This window comes from Brumimicrobium sp. (assembly GCA_023957385.1).
GTDB lineage: Bacteria > Bacteroidota > Bacteroidia > Flavobacteriales_D > Crocinitomicaceae > Brumimicrobium.
This window is the reverse complement of record JAMLGZ010000001.1, coordinates 712,850-738,222: the sequence shown is the minus strand read 5'-3', so window position 1 is coordinate 738,222 and position 25,373 is coordinate 712,850. Positions and strand designations below refer to the sequence as shown.

Here is a 25,373-nt window from a genome sequence, read left to right as displayed (position 1 = left end):
AAACATTAAACTTTAATTTCTACGTCAACTCCGCTTGGCAATTCTAAACGCATTAGCGCATCTACAGTCTTTGAAGAAGAGCTGTAAATATCTAATAGACGCTTATAAGAACACAATTCAAATTGTTCTCTCGCTTTTTTATTTACGTGAGGAGATTTTAATACAGTGTAAATTCTCTTATGTGTAGGAAGTGGAATTGGTCCACTAACAACAGCACCTGTAGTTTTAACTGTTTTTACGATTTTCTCAGCTGATTTGTCAACTAAATTGTAATCGTAAGATTTTAATTTTATTCTAATTCTTTGACTCATTACTTATATATTAAGCTGTAACACTTCCTTTAACTTTAGCTATCACTCCATCAGCGATATTCTTAGGACAAACATCATAATGAGAAAACTCCATTGTTGATGTTGCACGACCCGATGACAAGGTTCTCAAAGCAGTCACATATCCAAACATTTCAGATAATGGAACTAAAGCTTTTAAAACTTTTGCACCAGAACGATCGTCCATTCCTTGCATTTGACCTCTTCTTCTATTTAAGTCAGCAACTACGTCCCCCATATTTTCTTCTGGAGTAACAACTTCTAACTTCATGATAGGCTCTAATAACTGTGGATTAGTTTTAGGTAATGCCTCTCTATAAGCCATCTTTGCTGCTAATTCGAATGAAAGAGAATCAGAGTCAACTGCGTGGTAAGATCCATCTATTAATTCAACCACTAATGAATCTAGAGGATAACCTGCAAGAACACCATTCTTCATAGATTCTTTGAATCCTTTCTCAACTGAAGGGATATATTCTTTCGGAATATTACCACCTTTAATGCTGTTAATAAATTCAAGTCCTGTTTTAGTTTCATCAGTTTGTGGGCTAATTTTGATAACAATATCAGCAAATTTACCACGACCACCCGTTTGTTTTTTGTAAACTTCTCTATGATCAACTGGAGTAGAGATTTTCTCTTTGTAAGAAACTTGAGGTTCTCCTTCGTTTACTTCAACTTTAAACTCTCTTCTTAATCTTTCAACAAGTACTTCCAAGTGAAGCTCTCCCATTCCAGAAATAACTGTTTGACCAGACTCTTCGTTAGTAGAAACTTGGAATGTTGGGTCTTCCTCAGCTAATTTATTTAAGCCGACTGATAATCTTTCTACGTCAGCCTTTGTTTTAGGTTCAATAGCGATACCAATAACTGGATCAGGGAAAGACATAGATTCAAGAACGATTGGTTTTTTCTCATCACAAAGAGTATCTCCTGTTCTGATATCTTTAAATCCAACTGCTGCTCCAATATCTCCACACTCTAATACATCAATAGGGTTCTGTTTATTTGAGTGCATTTGGAAAATACGAGAGATACGTTCATTTTTCTCAGTACGAGTATTATAAACGTAAGAACCAGCATCAATTTTTCCTGAATATACACGGATAAAACATAAACGTCCTACAAATGGGTCAGTAGCGATCTTAAATGCTAACGCAGAAGTAGGTTCCTCAATAGTTGGCTTTCTGCTTTCCTCTGCACCTGTATCAGGATTCACACCTTGAATTGCATCGATATCTAATGGTGAAGGCAAATACTGCATAATTGCATCTAATAATGTCTGAACTCCCTTATTCTTAAATGAAGATCCACAAAGGATTGGGTTAATAGACATATTGATAGTTGCTTTTCTAATAGCAGTTCTTAATTCTTCTTCTGTAATTGCTTCTGGAGTTTCAAAGAATTTTTCCATTAAAGCATCATCAGATTCAGCTGCAGCTTCAATTAATTTACTTCTGTATTCTTCAACCTGATCTTTCATATCAGCAGGTACTTCTTGCTCTTCCCAAGTCATACCTTTATCTGCGTCATGCCAAATAAGTGCCTTATTCTTAATCAAGTCAACAACTCCAATAAAAGTATCCTCAGAACCAATTGGTAAGTTAATCGGAACTGGATTACCTCCTAATCTGTCGATAATCTGTTGAATAGTCTTAAAGAAATCAGCTCCAGCACGGTCCATCTTGTTAATGAAACCAATTCTAGGAACACCATACTTATCGGCTTGTCTCCAAACTGTTTCTGATTGAGGCTCAACACCTGAAGCAGCACAGAATAAAGCAACAGCTCCATCCAATACACGAAGAGAACGCTCTACCTCAACAGTAAAGTCAACGTGTCCTGGAGTGTCAATCACATTAATCTTATATTGTTCATTATTATACTTCCAGAAACAAGTAGTTGCAGCAGAAGTAATAGTAATACCTCTTTCTTGCTCTTGATCCATCCAGTCCATTGTTGCAGAACCGTCATGCGTTTCTCCTAATTTATGGTTTACACCTGTATAATAAAGAATACGCTCAGTAGTTGTTGTTTTACCAGCATCCACGTGAGCCATAATCCCAATATTTCTTGTATATTTTAAATCTCTTTTTGCCATAATATCTTCGTTTTAGATTCTAAAGTGAGAGAACGCCTTATTAGCCTCAGCCATTTTTAATGTATCCTCTTTCTTCTTGAAAGCAGCTCCTTCTTCTTTAGATGCAGCAATAAACTCATTAGCTAAACGCATAGCCATTGTTTTTTCATTGCGCTTACGAGAATAAGTAATCATCCATTTCATAGCCAAAGATTGTTTTCTTGACTCATGAATAGGTGTAGGGATTTGAAAAGTAGCTCCTCCTACTCTTCTACTACGAACTTCTACACTTGGAGTAATGTTCTCAATCGCCTTCTTGAATACTTCTAATCCGTTTTGATCTTGAATTTTTCCCTCTACAATATCAATAGCATCATAAAAAATCTTGTAAGCCAAGTTTTTCTTCCCGTCAAACATTAAGTTGTTAACGAATTTTGTTACCTGAACGTCATTAAAGCGTGGATCTGGTAAAATTTCAATTTTTTTCGCCTTTCTTCTTCTCATGACTCAATTATTTTTGTGCTTTAGGTTTTTTCGCTCCATATTTAGAACGACCTTGTAATCTTCCATTTACTCCAGCAGTATCTTCTGCCCCACGTACAATATGATAACGTACTCCTGGAAGGTCTTTTACTCTTCCTCCTCTTACTAATACCATAGAGTGCTCTTGTAGGTTATGACCTTCACCTCCGATGTAGGCATTCACCTCTTTTCCATTAGTTAAACGAACCCTAGCAACCTTTCTCATTGCAGAGTTTGGCTTTTTAGGTGTAGTGGTGTACACACGTACACATACTCCTTTACGCTGCGGACAAGAATCAAGTGCTACAGACTTGCTTTTTCTCACCGGCGCTGTTCTACCTTTGCGAACTAGTTGTTGAATAGTTGGCATATTTTCTCTTTAAATTATTATAATTAATTAATACTCCCAATACACTTTGGGGGGTGCAAAATTAGATAATTAATTTTAGAATCCAACATTTTTTTATAAAAAGTTGCTGATTTTTAACAATCTACTGTTAATTCTAATTCTCTAAATCTTTTCATCCATACTTATATTTAATATAATAAACTAATTATCAATCAATTAAAAAAAATAAAGAGAATGCATAGTAGGAAAAAATTATTTTCTAAAAAGAGTTTTAAAAAGATTTTTATCCACCTTCTTTCTTAGTATCTTTGTCCTTATGGATTATCTAAATGAATTAAATTCTGATCAACAAGCTGCTGTTCAACATCTTAGTGGCCCAATGATGGTTATTGCGGGCGCAGGATCGGGTAAAACTAGAGTTTTAACATTCCGCATTGCGCATCTTATTCGTAGCGGCGTGGATCCTTTTAATATTCTGGCTTTGACCTTTACCAACAAGGCGGCTAAAGAAATGCAAAATAGAATTAATGCAATTGTGGGCGGAAGTGATGCTCTAAATATAACCATGGGAACTTTCCACTCAGTATTTGCACGTATCTTAAGATATAATGCCGATAAATTAGGATATCCTTCCAATTTTACCATTTATGATACGCATGATAGTAAGAATCTTATCAAGAGCATCATCAAAGAATATGGCTTAGATGATAAAATATATAAACCCAGTACAGTATATAATCGTATATCTGGTGCTAAAAATAATTTAATTTCTCCTGCTTACTATGAGAGTAATACAGATATCATTGCAGAGGATAGGATGTCTCAAAAACCTGAATTATTCCGTATATATAAAGAATATCAGAACAGATGCTTTAAAGCCGGAGCAATGGACTTTGATGATTTATTATTTCAAACAAATGTTCTATTAAGAGATTATCCGGATGTATTACATTTCTATCAACAGAAATTTAAATATATTTTAGTTGATGAGTACCAAGATACTAACTATTCACAATACTTAATTGTAAAAAAATTAGCAGCAGCTTATGAAAATATCTGTGTAGTTGGCGATGACGCACAAAGCATCTACTCTTTTAGGGGAGCTAACATTGAAAATATTTTAAATTTCAGAAAGGACTATCCAGATTACAAGCTCTATAAACTTGAGCAAAATTATCGAAGCACTAAAAATATTGTAGAGGCTGCTAATAGCATCATCAAACTAAATAAAGACCAGATTAAGAAGAACGTTTGGACCTCGAATGTTCAGGGGGAACAAATAAATGTAGTTAGATGTTTAACAGATAATGAAGAAGGTCGCATTATTGTCAATAAGATATATGACACGAAAAGAAATAATGGGGCGTCTTACAAAGACTTTGCAATTCTTTACCGCACCAATGCACAATCACGTTCCTTTGAAGAGTCTTTACGAAAATTAAATCTTCCTTACAAAATATATGGTGGCATATCTTTCTATCAACGTAAAGAAATAAAAGATTTAATAGCTTATTTTCGACTCACAGCTAACCCGAGAGATGAAGAGGCACTGAAAAGAATCATCAACTATCCTAAAAGAGGGATTGGAGACACTACTGTAGATATGTTGGTTCTTGCATCGCGGCAATATAATGTGCCAATTTGGGAAATTATTTCTGATTTTGGTCGCTACCCAGTAGATATTAGTCCGAGAGCAAAAAACCAGATTACTAGTTTCGCTGCTCAAATGAATAGTTTTGCTATTCAGATAGATACAGCCTCTGCATACGAATTAGCTGAAAATATTGCTAAATCATCTGGTATATTAAAGGATTTATATGATGATAAATCTCCTGAAGGGGTGACTCGCTATGAAAATATACAGGAATTATTATCTGCTGTTAAAGCTTTCTCAGTTGAGAAGACCGAAAAAGAAGAGTTGGGCACATTAAGTGATTTTCTGATTGACGTAGCGCTCCTCACAGATGCAGATCAAGACAAGGGAGAGAACCAAGACACTATAACATTAATGACAATTCATGCTGCAAAAGGTCTCGAGTTTCCATACGTATATATAGTAGGTTTGGAAGAGAATTTATTTCCATCACAACTTTCTTTAACTTCTCGAGCAGAGTTGGAAGAAGAAAGAAGATTGTTTTATGTGGCATTAACTAGAGCTGAAAAAGAATGCACGCTTTCATACGTTGTGAGTCGTTATAGGTGGGGACAATTAATCACCTCTGAGGCTAGTCGTTTTATAGACGAGATTGACAGTGATTTTTTGCATTTTGAGAATAAGGTGATAAGTACTTCAGGTGGTCGCTCACTTAGTGGATTTAAAAGACCTCCGATGGATGGCCCTGCTTCTTTTGAGTCTTCAATTAAAAAGAATCTAAAGCCATTAAAAGATGTAATTAATAAAGATTCTAAAGGAGACTTGACCTCTTCATTAGATTTAAAAGTTGGCTATAACGTAGAACATGAGCGATTTGGGAAAGGGAAAATTACAGCCATCTCTGGAACAGGAAATGATAAAAGAGCCTCTGTGTTTTTTCCAAAAGTTGGACAGAAAACTTTAATACTCAAATTTGCAAAGCTAACGGTAGTAGATTAAAACAAAAACGGGTTGAGAATTCTCAACCCGTTTCTATATACTGAATTACAGAAAATTATTTAGGTATTTTCCAACCCTCTAATTTCAATTCATAAATATCCATACTTGATTTTTGTCCTTCTAGTGTATAAGTGGAAATCACTCCTTTATTTAATTCTGGATAATATTTAAAGAAGATATCATCATTCACAGTATTAAAATCCGGCCCTAAGTTAACGGGCTCACCCCATGTTCCATCACCCATATTCTCAGTTACATACACATCATATCCTCCCATTCCTTTTTTACCATTTGAAGAGTAAAATAAAAATTTATTATCCGGCGTAATATAAGGAGTTGTTTCGTTTTCAGTCGTATTTACATTCATTGGTAATTTCTTAGCAGTACCCCAAGAATTTCCAACTTTTTCAACCACATAAATATCAGACTTTGATTTATTTCCTTCTCTATCACTTACAAAGTACATAATACTACCATCTTCTGTTAATGTGGGAGCACCATCAAAAAAAGAGGTGTTGATTGTTTTATTTTTTATAGGCTTTGGAACTGACCATCGGTGTTCTTTTGTAAAATTAGATATACAAATATCTGAACTCTTAGTAACTTTCTTCTGATCTAAGATAGAGGTATTGATAGTTAGGTATGCTTCCATTCCATCTTTAGAGATATAATTCAGTGCATCAAATCCATTAGAGTTTAATCTGTCGATTTCATTAACCCCTCTTCCCCATTCATTATTTTCACTATCCCATCTAGAAATATAAATATCTTCAAAATATCTCTGATCATCCGGGTTAATGTTACTACCTTTTGTTTCGGGTCTTCTTGAAACAAAATACATTGTCTTTCCATCATCAGAAATTAAAGCATTATAATCATCATATCCTGAATTGATATTATCTCCCAATAATTCCTTTTGATACTTTCTTTCATAGTTAGATACAGATAAAGCATACTTTATTTCTTCAAGGTATAGACCAAGATTATAGGCTTTTTTTAATGCTTGTGATAATTGAATATCTGCCAACTCATAATTCATTTTTGCACTATCTAGAATATTTTGTCTGTGATATGCTCTGCCTAGCAAAAAGAATACATCTCCATCAGAAGCCTGACTTAATGCTTCAGCTGTTTTACCATATCTCAAAGCATATCCAAAATTATCTAACTTATAGTGGGCTTCTCCTATCCAGTAAGCAGCCTTCGAGTTATATTTATCTTTGACAAAAGCCTCTCTGAATTTTTGTAAGGCATCTCGTGTTCTCCCTTGATTTAATAATTTCTTACCTTCATCTATTAGATAGAGTGCTGCAGTTTTATCAATAATTGACGAACTAGAATCTGGGGGAGGAGTATGTCCAGAAAATTCGACAGCAAAAGAATTTCCTATAAAAAAGAAACTTCCAAATAAGGCTATTAATAAGGCTTTCATTACTATTTTATTTTTAATTTCAAGATAAACAGCAGTGCAATAAAGATACCACTAATTTAAAAAATTTTACCAAATATAAAAGTTTTATGTAAATAACAGATGTTGTATCGTCCTAAATAAGCGTTACATATTTTAAACAAAAATAATTAAAACTTCTGTGAAGCTAGCTTCACAGAAGTTTTTTTATAAGTTTTTCTTTTTATAGTTCTTTGCATATGCATTTTACTTGGTGTTAACAATTCACATGACAGATGTGGTCTTTGGTTATTATAGATTTCAATAGATTCTTTTACAATTTTTTTCATTGTTTGAATATCAGCTTTATAATTTTCCAATAAAAACTCATCCTTTAATATTCCATTTACTCTTTCAGCTACCGCGTTTGCATACGGATCATAGCTTTCAGTCATACTAGGTCGAATATTTTTCCTTTTAAGACATTCTTGATATTTATTACTACAATATTGTATTCCTCTATCAGAATGATGAATCAAAGGATGATTCTTATATATACGATTTTTACAGGCCATTTTAAGAGCTCTTAAAGCACCTTCTGTTGCAAGGCTATTTGATAAATCATACCCCATTATCCTCTTTGAATAAGCATCCGTTACTAGAGCTAAATAACCATTACCTCTTCCTTCAATATAAGTTATATCTGATACCCATACTTGTTCTGGTTTTGTTATTTCTAAATTCTCTACAATATTTTTATATTTATGAAATCGATGATGAGAATTAGTTGTGATATGATAGTTTTTCCTTGGAATTACTAACATATGATTTGCTCTAAGAATATCAAAAAGTTTATCTCTACCCACATGAAGACCTTTTAATTCTTCTTTTAAAAGAAAATAAAGCTTCTTAGTACCTATTCTAGGCATTTTTATACGTACATTATTAACCATTTCAATAACTTGGCTAGCGACTTCTCGTTTTTCATTTATAAGCCAGAAACTACGATAATAGTATTGTCTATTTATCCCGACCAATCCACAAAGATAGCCTATTGACCTTTGCCTTTCTTTGTTTGTTTCTTTGATTGATCGGGGAAGGAGTTTTTTCTTACAGGAAGCATATATTCTTTTTCTGCTATGTCTATAAGCTTATCCAAAATATAAGCTTTATCCTCGGCTTTCATTAATTGTTCCTCTAAGAAATCATTCTTTGATTCCAATAACCGTAATTTCTGCTCTAACTCTTGGATTCTTTGTTGTGGTGTTTTCATAAATATAGAATTAGAACTGTTTTTTAAATCAAAGATACCAAATTTCCTTCTCCAATTTAAAATTGTACTATGAGATTGTATACCGTACTTTCGCATTACTGCTTCGGTACTAATTTCTCCGCTTTCAACTTCTTTAACTACAGCTAATTTAAAAGACATGCTGTAATCTTTTTGTGTACGTTTAATGTACTGATTTTTAGATTTATCCATAACATTACTTTTTTTAGTGTAACGCTATGTTAGGACAAGACATGTATTCTAAAATAAAAAAGAGCACCTTTTTAGATACTCTTTTTAATTTGAAATTTGTAATCTAATTACTTTAGACTGCAATCATTATCACCACCTACAGTAACTAAACCAACAGAAACAGCATCTGTACATTGATTCTTTGCCTGTTTCTTAGTTTTACCATAGATTGTGTATTGTGACACTTCACCATAAGATTGACAAACACAAGTCCAGTCTTTTTTACAAGAAGCTAAAGTAGTTAACATTAAAGCACCAAATCCAATTAGTAGTAATTTTTTCATGATATATTTTTTTGATCAAATTAATTTTGCAAATATATAAATTATTTTTAATTATAAAACCTAAACCTAATAAACACTTAAAATAGGGCATCTTACATACATCATTTCAATATTAATAGTCATATCTTATTCAGATTAAATCAGAATTTGTATCTTTGTTTTATTCATTATCATACACCCTATATGTCGATAAAACTCAACACACTTACGGCTATATCCCCTATTGACGGAAGATATAGAAGTAAATCCGAAGATTTAGCAAGTTATTTTTCTGAATTTGGACTCATTAGATATAGAACACTTATAGAAATTGAATATCTCATTGCTTTAGCAGAGAATTCTGGAATTTCTAATATAAAAATAAATCCTAGTCAAACCCAAGCCTTACGAGAAGTCTATAAAAATTTTACGGAAGAAGATGCCTTAGTAATTAAAGGCACTGAAAAAGTAACCAATCACGATGTGAAAGCCGTTGAATATTTTGTTAAAGACAAAATGAAATCACTTGGTTTGGAATCAATTCTTGAATTTGTACATTTTGGACTAACTTCTCAAGATATAAACAACACAGCTATCCCATTGTTATTAAAAGAAGCTGTAAATAGTGTATATTTACCAGAGCTTGATAAGGTTTGCATTCAAATAAAAACTTTAGCTGATGAGTGGAAGAATATTCCTATGTTGGCAAGAACACATGGGCAGCCGGCAACTCCTACCAAGCTAGGAAAAGAATTATTTGTATTTTATGAAAGAATACAAGTGCAGTTAAAACAGCTAAAACAAATTCCTTTCTCTGCGAAATTTGGCGGTGCTACTGGGAACCTTAATGCTCATTTCGTTGCTTATCCACAAAAAGACTGGGTACATTTTGCTAATGATTTTGTAGAAAAACAATTAGGGTTAACAAGAAGTCAAACTACAACACAAATTGAACATTACGACAATCTCGCTGCTCTTTTTGACGCCATGAAACGCATCAATACAATCTTGATAGATATGAATCGTGATATTTGGACATATATCTCGATAGATTATTTCAAACAAAAAGTTAAAGAAGGAGAAGTAGGATCAAGTGCCATGCCTCACAAAGTGAATCCTATTGACTTTGAAAACTCAGAAGGGAACTTGGGTCTTGCAAATGCTCTATTTGAGTTTTTTGCACAGAAACTACCCATATCCAGACTTCAAAGAGACTTGACAGATTCTACTGTACTTAGGAATATTGGTGTACCGTTGGCACATAGTATTATTGCTTTCAACTCCACACAAAAAGGTTTAGAAAAATTAGTCTTAAATGAAAGTGCACTTGCAGATGATCTAGAAGATAATTGGGCGGTAATTGCAGAAGCCATACAAACCATCTTAAGGAGGGAAGGCTATCCACAACCGTATGAGGCATTGAAAAAATTAACCCGAAAGAATGAAAAAGTAACCAAAGAAACGGTGCATCATTTTATTGATAATTTAGAGGTTAATGAACTCCTAAAAAAAGAGCTTAAAAATATCACCCCTCATAATTACACGGGTTTTTAACTTATCTTTATCTTAGTTGTCATATTTTAGTAGTATCTTCGCTATAATAAATATGCGATATTAACAGAATGCGTCTCATTATTCTGATTTTTCTTAGTTTCTGCTTTTGGATGATTTCTACTCCGAATGTACATGCACAGGTTGTCAAAGATTATAAAGATATCTCTATATTTATGGGAGATAAAAAGAAATCAAAAGGCTATATAGAAAGCTTTAGCAAGACGCCTTCCGGAAAAATAATCTGTGTCCAAAATCAAAGTAATCTCCTCAATTTATTCAGCAAAATAAAAGCAAATCGCTCTTTTGGATATGTAGAGGATTATACTTTACCTCAAACCAAATACCTTAAATTTTATGGAGATGGCAGGCGGACTGAATTAGCTAGTTATGCAATTTTAGGTGAACATATCTTGGCTGTATCATACCGGAGTGATTTTGCTTCTCGGAATGATTTGTTGTATTATCATTTTATTGATCCAAGTTCTGATACTCGAATAAATCATGGATTCAGCATCCCTGAAGATTTTAGCCGCATGTATAAGAACGTAAATATCTCTAGACTCATGCTAATTTCAAGTGAAGATGCTTCTTATTCTTCTATCATGTATCTTCCTAATACAACAGATGCCGAGTTTACCCAACTAAATTATCTGCTTTTTGCAAGCAACTCAGAAGTACCCGTATTAAGAGGTATCAACTATCCATACTCCACAAATAATTTCAATCCATTGGATTTTTTTATATTCAATCCCGATAACCAATTTTTAATTGCAGCACATTATAATGACAAAGAATTAGCAAAAACAAAGGCGTATGAATTTGATGAAATTAAAATCACACAATTAAAGGATAAGGAACTCCATGAATGGTCGATCCGAGAACAAGGAATATATTTTTCAGATACAAAATGCTACCCCTCTGAGAATGGATTTACAATTGTTTCTTTATACAAATATCAAATAAATGGCGAAATTCAAGGAGTTCTTATTGCTAAAATGGATAAAGAGGGAAACATACTCAATAAATATTTCACTCCATTTAATAATGAAACACTTACTTATATACGTTCTGCCACTATATTTAATGCTGGATTTAATTTAGATTTTGAACCTTCTACCCATAATTTTAAACTCATCGACTTTTATGCCATAGGTGACAATTATTATGGTATTATAGAGTATAAAGCCACCGAATATAGATACGGAGGTGCTGCTATGCCAAATGGAGCAGGAAGTATTGATAGATATTATTGGTGCAATGATTTAATAGCATTTGGTATAAACAAAAGAGATTCTACTCAATGGTTCTCATTAATACCTAAATTACAACGAACAGTGAATGATGGTGGGTATTATTTATCAGCCACTTCTTACCTATCCGACAATCATTTACACATCTTTTTTAATGATAATCTCTCTAATTATAGTAAAGATGGCAATTTTATTAAAGATGAGAACACTTCCGAATTAGCCCAATTTAACGCTGTTAAAAATACGATTACTCACGTTTCTATAGATTGTACAAATGGAAATGTCACACGTAAAAGTACTATTGGTCGTTACGAGTCAAATATCATCTTTACTCCTTCTTTATCTGTTCCAATTCCAGAAAGAAACACCCTCTTTATTAATGGAAACAACTTAAAGAACTATCGACTTGGAAATATATTTTTTAACAAAGAGAAATAAACATTTCTATCAAAAAGATTTAAATTCAAAGAGTTCTTTCTAACTTTGTGAGATATGAAAAAAATTTCATGTGCTATATCAAATAAGACCTTATTCCTTTTAGGAATTTGTCTTCTACTGGCTCATACTTTTAGCTGGGGACAACGAAAAGTAGAGGAAGCTATTGGTACTCCGTATATTGGAATACATTATGGTGCCAATTGGCCGGGAGGCGCATACGCTCAACGATATGGCTTTACAAACATGCTTGGATCGCACGCTGGATATAAAACAAAAAAGAATTGGATATATGCCTTGGACGGCAACTTTCTATTTGGTAATAAAATTAAAGTAGAAGGACTCATTCAAAATTTAATGGATTCTAATGGGAATATTTTGAATACTTCGGGTGGATCGTCCATAGTTCTTTTATTCAATCGAGGATTCAATATAAACGCATCTGTAGGTAAAATTATTCCTGTTTGGAACCCTAATCCAAACTCTGGAATAACCATTACGTTGGATGCAGGATATTTTTGGAATAGATTGCGCATTGAAACACAAGAAGATGAAGTTCCACAACTTAGGGGAGACTATTTAAAAGGTTACGATCGACTAGAAATCGGAGTAAATACCTCAGAATTTATCGGTTATACGTTCATGGCTAATCGTGGGATTTTCAATTTTTATGCTGGATTCTACTTCCAACAACAATTCACACGAGATCAGCGCGATATTTTTTGGGATCATCCAAATGAATTAGTAGATAAGAAAATTCGTATAGGTCATCTCTTTGGGTTACGAGCAGGATGGCTCATTCCTATCTATAAGCGAATGCCAAAAGAATTTTATTATAACTAACAGGATGATATACAATCTTGGTATTTTCATATATGGTATTTTAGTCCGAATTGGAAGTTTATTTCATCCGAAAGCTAAAAAATGGGTAGATGGTCGTAAGAGATTATTTCAGCAATTCCCTCAGGTAGAAAATGCAAACGTCGTATGGTTTCATTGTGCTTCTATGGGAGAATACGACCAAGGTTTACCTATTATGGAGGCTTGGAAAAAACAATTTCCAGAAGATTTCATCCTTGTCACCTTTTTTAGCCCTTCCGGATACGAATATTTTAAAACAAAATCGATTGGGAATTACACCTGTTATCTTCCTCTCGATACAAAAAGAAATGCAAAAAAATTTATTCGTCATTTTAAACCTAAAAAAGTATTCTTCATCAAGTATGAGATTTGGATTAATTTTCTGAAAGCTGCAAAAACATCAGGAAGTGAAATTTACGCCATAAGTGCCAATTATAGAATCAAGCATAGATATTTCAAATGGTATGGTGGATATTTCCGTAACGCATTGCATTTATTTAATCACATCTTTGTACAAAATCAAAACAGTAAGAATCTATTAGAAAATATACACCTAAATAATATAACTGTTTCAGGTGACACACGTTTTGACAGAGTAGCAAATCGTGCTCATCATGCACAAGAAAATCCCATTTTTTCAAAATGGGTATCAACAGAAGACGTTCTCGTGATTGGTAGCTCCTGGCCAAAAGATGAGTCCGTACTTTTGCCTCTTATAAATTCAGGAAAAATAACCCAAAAAATTATTCTCGCCCCGCATGAAGTTCATGAAGGCCATGTTCAACAAATTCTAGCTCAATTACAAGTAAAATATCAATTATATACAGATTTACAACAGGGAGAGATCTTGTCAGATGATACAAAAGTTGTTATTTTAAATTGTATCGGGATTTTAGCCGAAGCATATAAATATGGAAAAATTGCTTATGTAGGTGGTGGATTTGGATCTGCTCTGCACAATATTCTCGAGCCAGCAGCATTTGGACTACCTGTTATATTTGGTCCTATACACACCAACTTTCCAGAAGCCTCAACGTTTATCAATAAAGGCATTGGAGATAGTATTTATGATCAAGCATCTTTTATGGAAGCTTATTATTCTATTCTTTCTGATGAGAATATTGCAGAAAGGGTGCGTGAATACATCCAGCAAAATACAGGAGCGACCCACATTGTAATGGAATATTTTACCAAATAAAAGTAAGCGTCTCAAAAATGGCGAAATAAAGCGTTATTATTGAAATACCTACAATTTCATTGTAAAGCTTGACTTTTGAAACTGCTACATTTTCATTACTTTAAAATTCCCAACCAAATTTTTCAGTAAATCTTTTATTTACGATCTCTCGAATAGGTTCGTTCTCAATTCGTTCTAACACATCGCCAATAAAAGCTCCTATCAACATGTGTTTTGCTTTTTCTTCAGAAATCCCACGTGTTTTTAAATAAAAGATAGCATCATCATCTAAATCCCCTACAGTTGAACCATGTGAGCACATCACATCATCTGCATAAATCTCCAACTCTGGTTTAGAGTTAACGCTTGCTTTTTTTGTTAATAGAATATTTTTATTCGATTGATATGCTTGTATCTTTTGTGCGTCTTGTCTCACAATCACTCTTCCATTAAATACTCCAGTAGATTCATCACCCATTACTCCTTTATATAATTCATTTGATGTACAATTTGGAAACATCTGATCTATTAATGTATGATTATCTATTAACTGCTTCTCCACTCCTAAATATACGCCATTTAATTCTGTATGACAGTTTTCTCCTTCTACTAATACATCTACACTATTCCGTATCAATGAGCCTCCTGTTGTAATTGTATTCATTTTAAAGGTGCTCCCAGTATCTTGAATAAATAAATCTTTAGACACATGGAAGACATTATTTTCTTCTGATTGTAATTTGGTGATTGTTAAATGGGCATTATTCTCTACATGTCCTTCCAATACACAATTCGTAAAACTATCATCAGAATTCTCAGAGTTAAACGTAACAAATACTTCAGCTTCTGCCCCTGATTCCAATTGAATAAAGTTTCTAGTATTGGCTATAACACCATTTCCTTTGGTCAAGAATAAGAGATGAATTGGATATTTCAATTTGGCATTTTCTTTTACCTGAATAAAGATTCCTCCTGTTTGATACGCCTTATTGATTAATGAAAATACATTCTCGGAAATATCTTCTAGAAGATCTGTATAATACTCTTCATTAAGCAATTCTATTGATTGAATATTCAGTGCATTATCCTCTTTTATTATAGACGATAGGGATTCATTATAATATCCATTAATAAAGATGAGTCTATGACCTTCTAAATCAGATGGGATATATTTTTGAATATCTGCATCTATTTTAGACTGAATATATTTTTTCTTAACGTATTTAGATACACGGGTATATTTCCATTCCTCTACCTTAGTTGTAGGGAAGTCCATACCATTCAATGCATCCGCTGCTTGTTTTCTGACATTTGAAATTACTTCAGGCAACTTCAAATCAGCAACAAACTCTAATACTTTATTATCTATCACCATTTCCATTTTACTGAGCCATTTCTTCCGTAATCCAATCGTATCCTTTTTCTTCCAATTCTAAGGCTAATTCTTTTGTACCTGTTTTAATGATTTTTCCTTTATACAATACGTGCACAAAATCAGGTTGTATATAATCCAATAAGCGTTGGTAGTGGGTAATTAGAATAATTGCATTATCCTTAGACTTCAACTGATTCACACCATTTGAAACAATTCTTAATGCGTCTATATCTAGGCCTGAGTCAGTTTCATCTAAAATAGCTAATTTTGGTTCTAACATCGCCATTTGGAAAATTTCATTTCGTTTTTTCTCACCTCCAGAGAAACCGACATTTACAGATCTACTAGCTAATGAGCTATCCAATTCTACAATCTTAGAAGCAGTTTTCACTTTGTCTAAGAAATCTTTTCCAGACATAGGTTCTTCTTTACGATAAGCTCTAATTTCATTTATTGCAGTACGCAAGAAATTGATATTAGATACACCTGGTATTTCCATAGGATATTGGAAAGCTAAAAACATTCCTTCTTTAGCACGTTCATCCGCTTCTAATTCCAGTAAGTCTTTTTCATTAAATTCTACAGAACCTTCTGTTACTTCATATCCATCTTTACCAGATAGAACTGAGGCTAAGGTAGATTTACCAGCTCCATTTGGTCCCATAATAGCATGAACCTCACCTGGTTTCACTTCCAAATCTAAACCTCTAAGTATTTCTGCTCCTTCTTCTACTTTAGCATGCAGATTTTTTATCTTTAACATATCTATATATTTTCTTTTTATATCTATTATACTTCTAACCTACTGAATTCTCTAATGAAATCTCCAATAATTTCTGTGCTTCCACTGCAAATTCCATAGGCATTTTATTTAAAACCTCTTTACAATAACCATTAACAATCAAACCGATTGCTTTTTCTTCATCGATACCACGCTGTTGGCAGTAGAAAATTTGATCTTCTGCTATTTTAGACGTAGTAGCTTCATGTTCCACTCTAGCCGAACTATTCTTACATTCAATATAGGGAAAAGTATGTGCCCCACATTTATCGGTCAATAATAAGGAGTCACATTCTGAACGATTACGAGCATTCTCAGCGCTCGCATGAATTTGTACTAAACCTCTATATGAGTTTTGAGAATATCCTCCTGAAATCCCTTTAGAAATAATTGTACTTGAAGTATTCTTTCCTATATGAACCATCTTAGTCCCAGTATCGGCTTGTTGGTAGTTATTCGTCACAGCCACAGAATAGAATTCTCCCACTGAATTATCACCTTTTAAAATACAAGAAGGATATTTCCACGTAATAGCAGATCCCGTTTCTACTTGTGTCCATGAAATCTTAGCACTCTTTTCACATAAACCACGCTTAGTAACAAAGTTAAATACTCCTCCTTCACCATTCTTATCTCCTGGATACCAATTTTGCACCGTAGAATATTTAATTTCAGCATTATCCATAGCTATTAATTCCACAACAGCTGCATGCAACTGATTCTCATCACGCTGTGGTGCTGTACAACCTTCCAAATAGGAAACATAAGATCCCTCATCTGCAATCACTAGAGTTCGTTCGAACTGTCCTGTTTCACCATCATTAATTCGGAAATATGTAGATAATTCCATAGGACATCTAATTCCTTTTGGGATATAACAGAAAGAACCATCTGTAAACACCGCACTATTTAATGCAGCATAAAAATTATCTGTAGAAGGAACTACTGTTCCTAAGTATTTTTTCACTAATTCCGGGTGTTCCTTTACAGCTTCTGACATAGAACAAAAGATAATTCCTAGTTCTTTCAGTTTCTTTTTAAAGGAAGTAGCTACTGAAACTGAATCAATTACAAAATCTACCGCCGTTCCTGTTAAACGTTGCTGTTCTTCTAACGAAATCCCCAACTTCTTCATAGTCTCCTTCATCTCTGGATCAACATCATCCCAGCTTTCATATTTTTTCTTTTGCTTAGGCGCAGAATAATAAGAAATTGCCTGAAAATCAGGTTTATTGTATTGAACATGCGCCCATTCTGGTTCAATTAAAGTTTGCCAATGGCGGAAAGCTTCCAAACGTTTCTCCAACAACCATTCTGGCTCATCTTTTTTAGCAGAAATAAGGCGGATAATTTCTTCATTTAACCCTTTAGGAGCTCTGTCCGACTCGAAATTAGACACAAACCCATATTTATACTCTTGGTTCTCTAAGTCTTTAGCTAATTCCTCCTCTGTATATCCTTCCATATCTTTATATTTAGTCCAAGTTGGTTATTCCAACTATTCTTCACATTTTTATTTTTTTCTAAAATTATTTATATTTATTCTAAATAACACTATTTGAAATGGCAAAAATACCACTTTTGTGGTATTGAGACAATTTTTCGTTAATTTATTTTGCTCTTATTTATAATCTTTCTAAAAAAGAATAAGAAAATGAACTAAAATATAGAAGGAAGTAGTAATTTTGCAAAAAAAAATAGAATGGATAAAGCGGCATTAGAAGAAGAAGTTGTAGGAGTTTTAAAGAATATTTACGACCCTGAGATTCCTGTTGATGTTTTTGAATTAGGTTTAATCTACGAGGTCAAAATTAACGACGACATGAGCGTAGATACACGTATGACCCTTACTTCACCTAATTGCCCTGTTGCTGAATCTCTTCCTAAAGAAGTGGAAGATAAGATTGGAGAAATAGACTGGGTGACAGCTTCTCACGTAGAAGTTGTTTTTGATCCACCTTGGGAACAATCTATGATGAGCGAATTAGCTAAATTAGAACTGGGATTTTTATAAGCAGCAAGCTCTCCTTATCATCTAACATATAACGTTTATAGTTTTTAACATTGTACGGCTCACAATTATTCTGTTGAGCCTTTTTAATTGCTCGTATTCTTTATATTTTTACTTGTCAAAGAGTAAAAATATGAAATTTCAAAAACCTATGACATTACAGGAGATGGCTAATTTCCTACAATGTGATTTTAAAGGTGATGCACAACACTTGGTAGAAGGATTCAACGAAATCCACATGGTAGAAGAAGGTGATTTGGTATTTGTTGATCATCCTAAATATTATGATAAAGCTCTAAATAGTAAAGCTACAACTGTAATCATCAACAAAGATGTAGATGTGCCTACTGGAAAAGGACTGCTTATTATAGATAAACCTTTTGATGCTTATAATAAGATAGCCAAACATTTCTATCCAACTATTCCAATGACCTCACCCGTAGGAAAGGGAACACGCATAGCTCCAACTGCAACAATTTACGCCAATGTTGTTATTGGAAATAATGTACAGATTGGAGAAAATACAGTCATATACTCCGGAACTGTAATAATGGATAACTGTATCATAGAGGATGACGTAGTTATAGGAGCAAACTGTGTAATAGGTCAACATGCTTTTTATTACAAAAAGAAAGATACTGGATACGACAGATTACATACGTGTGGGAATGTATGGTTAAAGAAAGGAGTTGAGATGGGTGCTTGTTGTACTATCGATGCAGGAGTTGCATCTTCCACCATCATAGGAGAAGGGACGAAATTAGATAATCATGTACAAATTGGTCACGATACGCATATTGGAAAAAATTGTTTACTCGCTTCTCATGTAGGAATCGCAGGATGTACGGTTGTTGAAAACAATGTAATCATGTGGGGACAAGTAGGGTGTATTAATGGAATTGTTGTGGGAGAAGGAGCTATCATATTAGCACAATCGGGAATATCAAAAAGTTTAGCTCCCAACAGAACTTATTTCGGCAGTCCTTGTCAAGATATTCGTATTAAATACAGAGAAATGGCTGCATTACGCAAATTACCAGAGATAATTGAGAATTTATAATGGAACACGAATTTATCATACGTGACCTTAAGAAGAAATTGAAATTAAAAGATTTCGAGTTAAACTCTATTCTCGAAATCACAAAAGGCATTCATGATAATAAGTCCATTGACAATCTAATTTCTCTTTATGAATTCATTCTTAAAGAAAGGCTTGGAGTGCGTCATTTTGTATTATTCAATACTACAGAGACAGGATGGAATGCTACAGTCAAAGCTGGAATTAAAGGATCTATAAAAGGCATTCAGGTTGAGCGAGACTTATTGCGTTTTAAGAAAATTACCTTAATTGATTCATCTGCCAATGAAGATTTAAATCAGTTTGATATAGTAATTCCTGTTTTCTTCCAAGAAAGAGCAATTGCATTTCTAATTTTAAAACTCTCCATCGATTTAAGTCAAAGAAATTCAGATGACGATTTGTTATTCATTCAAACACTTACTAATATCATTTTAGTAGCTATTGAAAACAAAAGGATGAACAAGCAGAGTTTAGCTCAAGAGAGAATCAAAAAGGAATTAGAGATTGCTTCTGAAATGCAAAAGATGCTTTTTCCTAATGAACTCCCTTCTGATAAAAGATTAGACTTAGCGGCCAATTTTATAGCACGCCATGAAGTTGGTGGAGACTACTATGATTTTATCCCTATCAATGATGATGAATTTATTATCTATATTGCAGATGTGTCTGGAAAAGGAATAAGTGCTGCTATGCTGATGGCTAATTTTCAAGCCACTATCCGTACGCTTCTTAGTTTCCAACAATATGACTTGGAAGAACTTATTCATGAATTAAATAGACGTGTATCTGAATCTGCTAAGGGTGAAAAATTTATTACTTTCTTTATAGGGCATTACAATGCTAAAACACGACAATTCAAATATATCAATGCAGGTCACAATTATCCAATTCTAACCAATGGAAAAAAGGCACAATTTTTAGATAAAGGCTCCATCGGCTTGGGGATGCTTGATAAAATCCCTTTTATTGAACCTGATGAAATCTATATTAATCCAAATTCCACTCTAGTTCTATACACAGATGGCGTAGTGGAATTACAAAATAAATATGGAGAGTTCTTCCAAACTAATAGACTAATAAAATTGATACACCGTTTTTATCCGTTAAAAATGGAGGACTTAAATAATATCATTTTTTCTAAATTAGATGAATTTAGAAATCAGCAAGATTTAGTAGATGATACTGCTATAATAAGCTGTAGAATTTTTTAGACTTATTTCTTCTTAATATCGAAGATAGGCGAATAATTACTTGGTACCTTCTTTATCAATACCCAATTATCTATAGTAACCGAATTTTTACATGTAGGGCATTCGGACAAGGTAATTGTATAAGTTACCGTTTTTGCTGCATCGTTAACCTGAACATTTCGAGCATAACCTGTGCTACAACCCGCAGTTGTAGTTAATCCCATCACCGAATACTTTGAAAAATCAACGCTAGTATATGTTTTTCCATCATCTAAGCTCATTTCAATACTAGGGTATTGCTCAGTATCTGTAATAAATTGTTGCCCGGCATGTCCTGATAATACCTTAACTCTCGATTTTTCTATAATAATTCCAGAAGTACTATTGGATGGATCACACTTTTTACAAGAGCTTAAAAATGATACGACTATTATTAGGATTAAGAGATTATATTTAAACATGTTACAGATATTTGAAGCAAATATATTAAATTTTTCGTTTCAATTCAAAATTTTTACCCAGATACACTTTTCTGACTTGTTCATCCTCTGCTAGCTCCTCAGCAGTACCTGCCTTTAAAATACTTCCTTCAAAAAGTAGATAAGCTCTGTCAGTAATAGAAAGTGTCTCGTTTACATTGTGATCAGTTATAAGAATACCAATGTTTCGTTTCTTTAAATCAGCTACAATAGACTGAATATCTTCTACAGCAATAGGATCAACACCGGCAAAAGGCTCATCCAAAAGAACAAAATTAGGGTCTGTAGCTAATGCTCTAGCTATTTCCGTACGTCTCTTTTCACCGCCTGAAAGCGCGCCTCCTTTTGTTTTTCGGACATGATTCAAACCAAATTCTGAAATTAACTTTTCTAATTTTGCTTCTCTCTCAGGTTTAGAAAGATTTGTCATCTCTAAAATAGCCATGATATTATCTTCCACACTCAACTTCCGAAAGACAGAAACCTCTTGTGGTAAATACCCTATTCCTAATTGAGACCTTTTATACATAGGAAGGTGAGTAATTTCTAGGTCATCCAAATAGACTGTACCTTCATTCGGTTCTATAAGTCCCACAATCATATAAAATGAAGTAGTTTTCCCTGCTCCATTTGGTCCAAGCAAACCAACAATTTCACCTTGATTAACATCAATGGAAACTCCCTTTACAACCTGTCGATTCTTATAGGTCTTTGATATATTCTTAGTATATAATTTCATTCAAACAATTACCCCGCTAAAATAATAAAAACAATTCACTCTTGATTAGAATCTAATACTCAATTTTGCTCTTATTGAGACAGGAGGCATACCCACTTCCAAATGTGTCATCCTCCAAACAACGTCCACTCTCAGTACATTGAATATATTTTCAATTCCGATGGCACTTTCAGCATACGGAATATTTCCAAAAGATTTAGTATTTGACGGTAACAGCATAATTTCTTTTTGTCTATCCGAGATTGTTCCCCATACAGCCTTACCAGACACAACCAATCTCCATCTCAATTTTCGAATACCCGGAATTCGGTCAAAAATGAGTCCGTTAAAATGGTGTTCAGCTTGTGCTCCCACATAAGTATCAGATATAAACTCATAATAATCCATACGATTATGTAAGAAATTTTGAAACCAATATGTTTGAGAACCTTCATGTATTTTTAGAAAAGGAAAAGCAGCTTGACCAAAATACATTCCTCCATAGACACGGTAAATAAGTTTCCCCAAAACACCAATCTTCGGGTTATGTTCTAATTTGAATTCCACTCGTTGATAATTATAGTCGGATCCTAGAATTCCTGGAATTCCAAAAGTTCCTTCTAAACTCAAAATAGGGTACTTAGATCCCATAGATATTCTATCAAACGTACCTGAAATAAAACGCTCGTCTTGTGCGTATCTAAATTTAACAGAGGTTTCAAAGGAGCGGATATTTTGCGTAAAAGTATATCCAACTGAATTTGAAGGGACTCTATATGACATCTCACCAAAAGGGGTATAACTCATCCATTCTCCTCCAACCTTTATAATAAAACTTTTCCATATATCTTTTTCGAAAGAAGCTCCAAATTTTTCAATTTTTGTCAACTCTTTGATTGGTTTTGTTTTAATCAAGGAACCAAAACCACGTTCAACGTCTCCTCCTCTTCCTCCTAATCCAAGTTGATACATGTCATTATCATAGAAAAGACTAAGCATTCCACGCTTCTTTGGAGTTAAATTAAATCGCAATCCCGCTCCATATTTGACACGTGTATCTCTATAACCATAAGCTATTTTAGCAGATAACTCCAGCCTTTTACTAAATTTATTAGAAGTTCGAATTTGCAATTGATTACGCCATCCTTCAATTCGATTAAATCCAATTAACCCACCAACAGTTCCTATCTCGACATATCCAGCAGGATAATATCCTGAACCTGCCATAAAAGTTAAATTTTTAAAGAAATTAAAGAGCGGAACATGATTCAAAGAATCTATCATAAGTTGAATATTATTCTCGGTATTATTTAAAGGAGAATGCCTATTTTTTTCCCAATAAGATTCATCCCTGATTCCTGAGCTATCTAATTTGGTCACGGGAGTTTTTGAAAGATAGAAATTCAAATCTTTCGGTTTATTGATAACAAAATCTTTCCGAGTAGTTAATTTCCTTCCAACAAAGCCAAGAGTCTTAGAATTTCGTTGAATTTTTAAATCAACAATCAACTTATCTGATGTTAACATCCAAACTTCATTCTCTACTTGATCAAATTTCTGATCCAAATAAAAACCATTGATATAGTTAATATTTGCTGTTTCAGAGACTCCTGCAGTCCATCGCTTCACCGCATAGGTCGTATCATTAATCCACATCTCTCCTTCAAATACTAAATCTCCTTTACGCTTAGGTTTAAAGGTCATTAAGTAACACCATTGATTATCAACAAACATACTGTCTTGCAAGAAGAATTTATAATAATTCAATGCAAAACTAGCTATTGGACTTATAAAGGATCTATCAAAGATATTGATATAGTTATCATACACATTAATATCCTGATACATATCGCCTAGATACTGATCTAATTCAAGATTATCAACTCCTGTAATTCTACTTGCCTTTAAAACTTCTTTCTTTTTAACTGGACTTGTACGATAATAAAAATCAGTAATAGATTCTGACAAGATTAAAGGAAGTAACTTTTTACCTTCTAAGGTATCCATATAATCCATAATAACTTTTAAGCCTTGAACAATCTTATTCCTATCAAAATTATCTCCTATATTATTGAGGTCAAATTGTATCTTATTATATGTTTCATATTGATAAGCATCTAGTTTTTCTTTGTTGTTAATAGATTTATTTTTTACCACTCGCCTAAAAAGAATTGTAGATGGTTTTTCATCAGGGGCTTTAATCACAACTTCTTCTGTAGTTTGTAGAACGGGAGATAACTTGAAATCAACCACTTGTACTTGGTCCTTCTTAATAGCCATTGATTGAGGCTCAAATCCAGAAGCTCTTACGGAAATGGTATCTGTTGCATAATAAGATTCCAATTTATAGTTCCCGTCGAAATCACTCTCTGTACCAATCTTAGAGTTCTTGAAGAAAACTTGAGCAAACGGAATAGGACTACCAGTTTCCTCTTCTATAATCTTGCCTGTCACCGTAGTCCGTTGTGCTAACGAATAACTACTAACAAGTAAAAGTATGAAGAGTGTCCAGCGCATAAATGCTAAAGATAATCAAATTAATATTTAGGAATGAAAGTAGCTGTTATAAAATACTTCATTTTATGATAAGTATTACTTATATTTTGGTTCTACTCGCCTGCTAATCAATATACTAATTTCATATAAAATAAGAATTGGAATAACAACAATAATTTGACTTATAAAATCAGGTGGGGTAATAAATGCCGCAACAATTAGAACTCCTACGATGGCGTGTTTTCTATATTTTTTTAAGAATACAGAAGTAATTAATCCTAATTTGGTAAAAATATAAGCTACAACAGGCAATAAAAAAAGGAGTCCTGTAAATATAACGCTAGAAATAATCATAGACATAAAGGAATCAATCTTCCATATATTTTCAAATTCGGCAGCCAGTTGGAAGTCCCCAAAGAAGTTAACACATAAAGGAGCTACAACAAAATATCCAAATCCAACTCCTAGCAAAAATAAGACGGAGACCGAAACTGTAATTCCTCTTGCCGCCTGAATTTCTTTTGCCTTTAACCCTGGTTTAATGAAAGACCAGAATTGATAAAACACATAGGGAAACGCAACTATAAAACCACCTACTACACACATATACAGGGCATAAGTAAATTGAGCTGCTACTTGATTTGACTGGAATCTTATAGGTATTTCCTCAATACAAATACCAAAATAATTACACATCAACTGAAAGGAGATAAAATCAGGTTTGGACATTGCTATAAATACATGCTGGATAATCCATTCTTTTAAGAACCATATGGCAACAGCAAAGATTAGGACCGCAATAAGCGCACGTACAATCCTCCATCTCAATTCCTCAAGATGCTCCAAAAAGGCCATATCATTATCATCCTCCTTTTTCATAAACGTACACAAAAATAGTGTATTTTATAAAATATGATGTG

Annotated in this window: 23 protein-coding genes; 8 read left to right on the top strand and 15 right to left on the bottom strand. The window is 33.5% G+C overall.

The features are described 5' to 3' along the window. Positions 1–5: 5 nt before the first annotated feature. Genes rpsJ through rpsL form a run of 4 tightly spaced genes read right to left on the bottom strand, consistent with a single transcriptional unit; the run spans position 6 to position 3,301 of the window. Positions 6–311: a 30S ribosomal protein S10 gene (gene rpsJ / locus M9897_03110; protein ID MCO5267868.1), complete on the bottom strand. Its 306-nt coding sequence runs from the start codon at positions 309–311 to the stop codon at positions 6–8. Between the two features lie 10 nt (positions 312–321). Continuing rightward, positions 322–2,430 carry an elongation factor G gene (gene fusA / locus M9897_03105; GenBank protein ID MCO5267867.1) on the bottom strand — a complete coding sequence of 703 codons (2,109 nt, stop codon included), beginning with the start codon at positions 2,428–2,430 and terminating at the stop codon, positions 322–324. Between the two features lie 12 nt (positions 2,431–2,442). Next, positions 2,443–2,913: a 30S ribosomal protein S7 gene (rpsG, locus tag M9897_03100; GenBank protein ID MCO5267866.1), complete on the bottom strand. Its 471-nt coding sequence runs from the start codon at positions 2,911–2,913 to the stop codon at positions 2,443–2,445. A 7-nt stretch (positions 2,914–2,920) separates the two neighbouring features. Beyond that, positions 2,921–3,301 carry a 30S ribosomal protein S12 gene (gene rpsL / locus M9897_03095; protein MCO5267865.1) on the bottom strand — a complete coding sequence of 127 codons (381 nt, stop codon included), beginning with the start codon at positions 3,299–3,301 and terminating at the stop codon, positions 2,921–2,923. Between the two features lie 295 nt (positions 3,302–3,596). On the opposite strand from rpsL, the gene M9897_03090 reads away from it, so the two are divergent. Then, the gene (locus M9897_03090) at positions 3,597–5,873 is read left to right on the top strand and encodes a UvrD-helicase domain-containing protein (protein ID MCO5267864.1); all 2,277 of its coding nucleotides are present in this window, start codon (positions 3,597–3,599) and stop codon (positions 5,871–5,873) included. 55 nt (positions 5,874–5,928) lie between these two features. Here M9897_03090 and M9897_03085 read toward each other — a convergent pair whose 3' ends face one another. The 4 genes from M9897_03085 to M9897_03070 form a co-directional block, all read right to left on the bottom strand. Beyond that, positions 5,929–7,305 (bottom strand): hypothetical protein, encoded by a 1,377-nt coding sequence (locus M9897_03085; GenBank protein MCO5267863.1) that lies wholly within the window; start codon positions 7,303–7,305, stop codon positions 5,929–5,931. Between the two features lie 146 nt (positions 7,306–7,451). Further along, positions 7,452–8,297: an IS3 family transposase gene (locus tag M9897_03080; GenBank protein MCO5267862.1), complete on the bottom strand. Its 846-nt coding sequence runs from the start codon at positions 8,295–8,297 to the stop codon at positions 7,452–7,454. Positions 8,298–8,311: 14 nt separating this feature from the next. After that, positions 8,312–8,743 (bottom strand): transposase, encoded by a 432-nt coding sequence (locus M9897_03075; protein MCO5267861.1) that lies wholly within the window; start codon positions 8,741–8,743, stop codon positions 8,312–8,314. A gap of 107 nt (positions 8,744–8,850) precedes the next feature. After that, on the bottom strand, positions 8,851–9,066 hold the full coding sequence (locus M9897_03070) for a hypothetical protein (protein ID MCO5267860.1): 216 nt from the start codon (positions 9,064–9,066) through the stop codon (positions 8,851–8,853). Between the two features lie 183 nt (positions 9,067–9,249). On the opposite strand from M9897_03070, the gene purB reads away from it, so the two are divergent. From purB to M9897_03050, 4 genes are all read left to right on the top strand, one after another. Further along, positions 9,250–10,599 carry an adenylosuccinate lyase gene (gene purB / locus M9897_03065; protein MCO5267859.1) on the top strand — a complete coding sequence of 450 codons (1,350 nt, stop codon included), beginning with the start codon at positions 9,250–9,252 and terminating at the stop codon, positions 10,597–10,599. A gap of 68 nt (positions 10,600–10,667) precedes the next feature. Beyond that, entirely contained in the window at positions 10,668–12,287 is a 1,620-nt protein-coding gene (locus tag M9897_03060) for a hypothetical protein (protein ID MCO5267858.1), read from the top strand. 54 nt (positions 12,288–12,341) lie between these two features. Further along, positions 12,342–13,127 (top strand): hypothetical protein, encoded by a 786-nt coding sequence (locus M9897_03055; protein MCO5267857.1) that lies wholly within the window; start codon positions 12,342–12,344, stop codon positions 13,125–13,127. A 4-nt stretch (positions 13,128–13,131) separates the two neighbouring features. Then, positions 13,132–14,343, top strand: coding sequence for a 3-deoxy-D-manno-octulosonic acid transferase (locus M9897_03050; GenBank protein ID MCO5267856.1), 1,212 nt, complete (start codon positions 13,132–13,134; stop codon positions 14,341–14,343). A 100-nt stretch (positions 14,344–14,443) separates the two neighbouring features. On the opposite strand, the gene sufD is transcribed toward M9897_03050, so the two are convergent. Genes sufD through sufB form a run of 3 tightly spaced genes read right to left on the bottom strand, consistent with a single transcriptional unit; the run spans position 14,444 to position 17,943 of the window. Then, complete coding sequence (gene sufD / locus M9897_03045; GenBank protein MCO5267855.1) at positions 14,444–15,703, bottom strand: Fe-S cluster assembly protein SufD; 1,260 nt, start codon at positions 15,701–15,703, stop codon at positions 14,444–14,446. Position 15,704: 1 nt separating this feature from the next. Beyond that, positions 15,705–16,460 (bottom strand): Fe-S cluster assembly ATPase SufC, encoded by a 756-nt coding sequence (gene sufC, locus M9897_03040; protein MCO5267854.1) that lies wholly within the window; start codon positions 16,458–16,460, stop codon positions 15,705–15,707. A gap of 34 nt (positions 16,461–16,494) precedes the next feature. Then, complete coding sequence (gene sufB / locus M9897_03035; protein ID MCO5267853.1) at positions 16,495–17,943, bottom strand: Fe-S cluster assembly protein SufB; 1,449 nt, start codon at positions 17,941–17,943, stop codon at positions 16,495–16,497. Positions 17,944–18,180: 237 nt separating this feature from the next. On the opposite strand from sufB, the gene M9897_03030 reads away from it, so the two are divergent. The 3 genes from M9897_03030 to M9897_03020 all read left to right on the top strand — a co-directional run bounded on the left by M9897_03030 (position 18,181) and on the right by M9897_03020 (position 20,781). After that, positions 18,181–18,492, top strand: a complete 312-nt coding sequence (locus M9897_03030; protein ID MCO5267852.1) for an iron-sulfur cluster assembly protein — start codon at positions 18,181–18,183, stop codon at positions 18,490–18,492. Between the two features lie 130 nt (positions 18,493–18,622). After that, positions 18,623–19,549, top strand: a complete 927-nt coding sequence (locus M9897_03025; protein MCO5267851.1) for a UDP-3-O-(3-hydroxymyristoyl)glucosamine N-acyltransferase — start codon at positions 18,623–18,625, stop codon at positions 19,547–19,549. After that, positions 19,549–20,781 (top strand): PP2C family protein-serine/threonine phosphatase, encoded by a 1,233-nt coding sequence (locus tag M9897_03020; protein ID MCO5267850.1) that lies wholly within the window; start codon positions 19,549–19,551, stop codon positions 20,779–20,781. Before M9897_03025 ends, M9897_03020 begins: the two co-directional genes overlap by 1 nt. A 2-nt stretch (positions 20,782–20,783) precedes the next feature. On the opposite strand, the gene M9897_03015 is transcribed toward M9897_03020, so the two are convergent. The 4 genes from M9897_03015 to tatC form a co-directional block, all read right to left on the bottom strand. After that, the gene (locus tag M9897_03015) at positions 20,784–21,221 is read right to left on the bottom strand and encodes a hypothetical protein (protein ID MCO5267849.1); all 438 of its coding nucleotides are present in this window, start codon (positions 21,219–21,221) and stop codon (positions 20,784–20,786) included. Between the two features lie 25 nt (positions 21,222–21,246). Beyond that, positions 21,247–21,978: an LPS export ABC transporter ATP-binding protein gene (gene lptB, locus M9897_03010; protein MCO5267848.1), complete on the bottom strand. Its 732-nt coding sequence runs from the start codon at positions 21,976–21,978 to the stop codon at positions 21,247–21,249. A gap of 45 nt (positions 21,979–22,023) precedes the next feature. Beyond that, positions 22,024–24,474: a DUF5686 and carboxypeptidase regulatory-like domain-containing protein gene (locus M9897_03005; protein MCO5267847.1), complete on the bottom strand. Its 2,451-nt coding sequence runs from the start codon at positions 24,472–24,474 to the stop codon at positions 22,024–22,026. Positions 24,475–24,549: 75 nt separating this feature from the next. Next, on the bottom strand, positions 24,550–25,332 hold the full coding sequence (gene tatC / locus M9897_03000; protein MCO5267846.1) for a twin-arginine translocase subunit TatC: 783 nt from the start codon (positions 25,330–25,332) through the stop codon (positions 24,550–24,552). Positions 25,333–25,373 lie beyond the last annotated feature (41 nt).

Bases quoted from the DNA above. Each gene is read 5' to 3' on its own strand.
- sufC (MCO5267854.1), bottom strand. From the start codon at position 16,460: ATGTTAAAGATAAAAAATCTGCATGCTAAAGTAGAAGAAGGAGCAGAA.
- purB (MCO5267859.1), top strand. From the start codon at position 9,250: ATGTCGATAAAACTCAACACACTTACGGCTATATCCCCTATTGACGGA.
- fusA (MCO5267867.1), bottom strand. From the start codon at position 2,430: ATGGCAAAAAGAGATTTAAAATATACAAGAAATATTGGGATTATGGCT.
- lptB (MCO5267848.1), bottom strand. From the start codon at position 21,978: ATGAAATTATATACTAAGAATATATCAAAGACCTATAAGAATCGACAG.
- rpsJ (MCO5267868.1), bottom strand. From the start codon at position 311: ATGAGTCAAAGAATTAGAATAAAATTAAAATCTTACGATTACAATTTA.
- M9897_03030 (MCO5267852.1), top strand. From the start codon at position 18,181: ATGGATAAAGCGGCATTAGAAGAAGAAGTTGTAGGAGTTTTAAAGAAT.
- M9897_03060 (MCO5267858.1), top strand. From the start codon at position 10,668: ATGCGTCTCATTATTCTGATTTTTCTTAGTTTCTGCTTTTGGATGATT.
- rpsL (MCO5267865.1), bottom strand. From the start codon at position 3,301: ATGCCAACTATTCAACAACTAGTTCGCAAAGGTAGAACAGCGCCGGTG.
- M9897_03075 (MCO5267861.1), bottom strand. From the start codon at position 8,743: ATGGATAAATCTAAAAATCAGTACATTAAACGTACACAAAAAGATTAC.
- sufB (MCO5267853.1), bottom strand. From the start codon at position 17,943: ATGGAAGGATATACAGAGGAGGAATTAGCTAAAGACTTAGAGAACCAA.
- M9897_03070 (MCO5267860.1), bottom strand. From the start codon at position 9,066: ATGAAAAAATTACTACTAATTGGATTTGGTGCTTTAATGTTAACTACT.
- rpsG (MCO5267866.1), bottom strand. From the start codon at position 2,913: ATGAGAAGAAGAAAGGCGAAAAAAATTGAAATTTTACCAGATCCACGC.
- M9897_03055 (MCO5267857.1), top strand. From the start codon at position 12,342: ATGAAAAAAATTTCATGTGCTATATCAAATAAGACCTTATTCCTTTTA.
- M9897_03090 (MCO5267864.1), top strand. From the start codon at position 3,597: ATGGATTATCTAAATGAATTAAATTCTGATCAACAAGCTGCTGTTCAA.
- M9897_03050 (MCO5267856.1), top strand. From the start codon at position 13,132: ATGATATACAATCTTGGTATTTTCATATATGGTATTTTAGTCCGAATT.
- M9897_03025 (MCO5267851.1), top strand. From the start codon at position 18,623: ATGAAATTTCAAAAACCTATGACATTACAGGAGATGGCTAATTTCCTA.
- sufD (MCO5267855.1), bottom strand. From the start codon at position 15,703: ATGGAAATGGTGATAGATAATAAAGTATTAGAGTTTGTTGCTGATTTG.
- tatC (MCO5267846.1), bottom strand. From the start codon at position 25,332: ATGAAAAAGGAGGATGATAATGATATGGCCTTTTTGGAGCATCTTGAG.
- M9897_03085 (MCO5267863.1), bottom strand. From the start codon at position 7,305: ATGAAAGCCTTATTAATAGCCTTATTTGGAAGTTTCTTTTTTATAGGA.
- M9897_03020 (MCO5267850.1), top strand. From the start codon at position 19,549: ATGGAACACGAATTTATCATACGTGACCTTAAGAAGAAATTGAAATTA.
- M9897_03005 (MCO5267847.1), bottom strand. From the start codon at position 24,474: ATGCGCTGGACACTCTTCATACTTTTACTTGTTAGTAGTTATTCGTTA.
- M9897_03015 (MCO5267849.1), bottom strand. From the start codon at position 21,221: ATGTTTAAATATAATCTCTTAATCCTAATAATAGTCGTATCATTTTTA.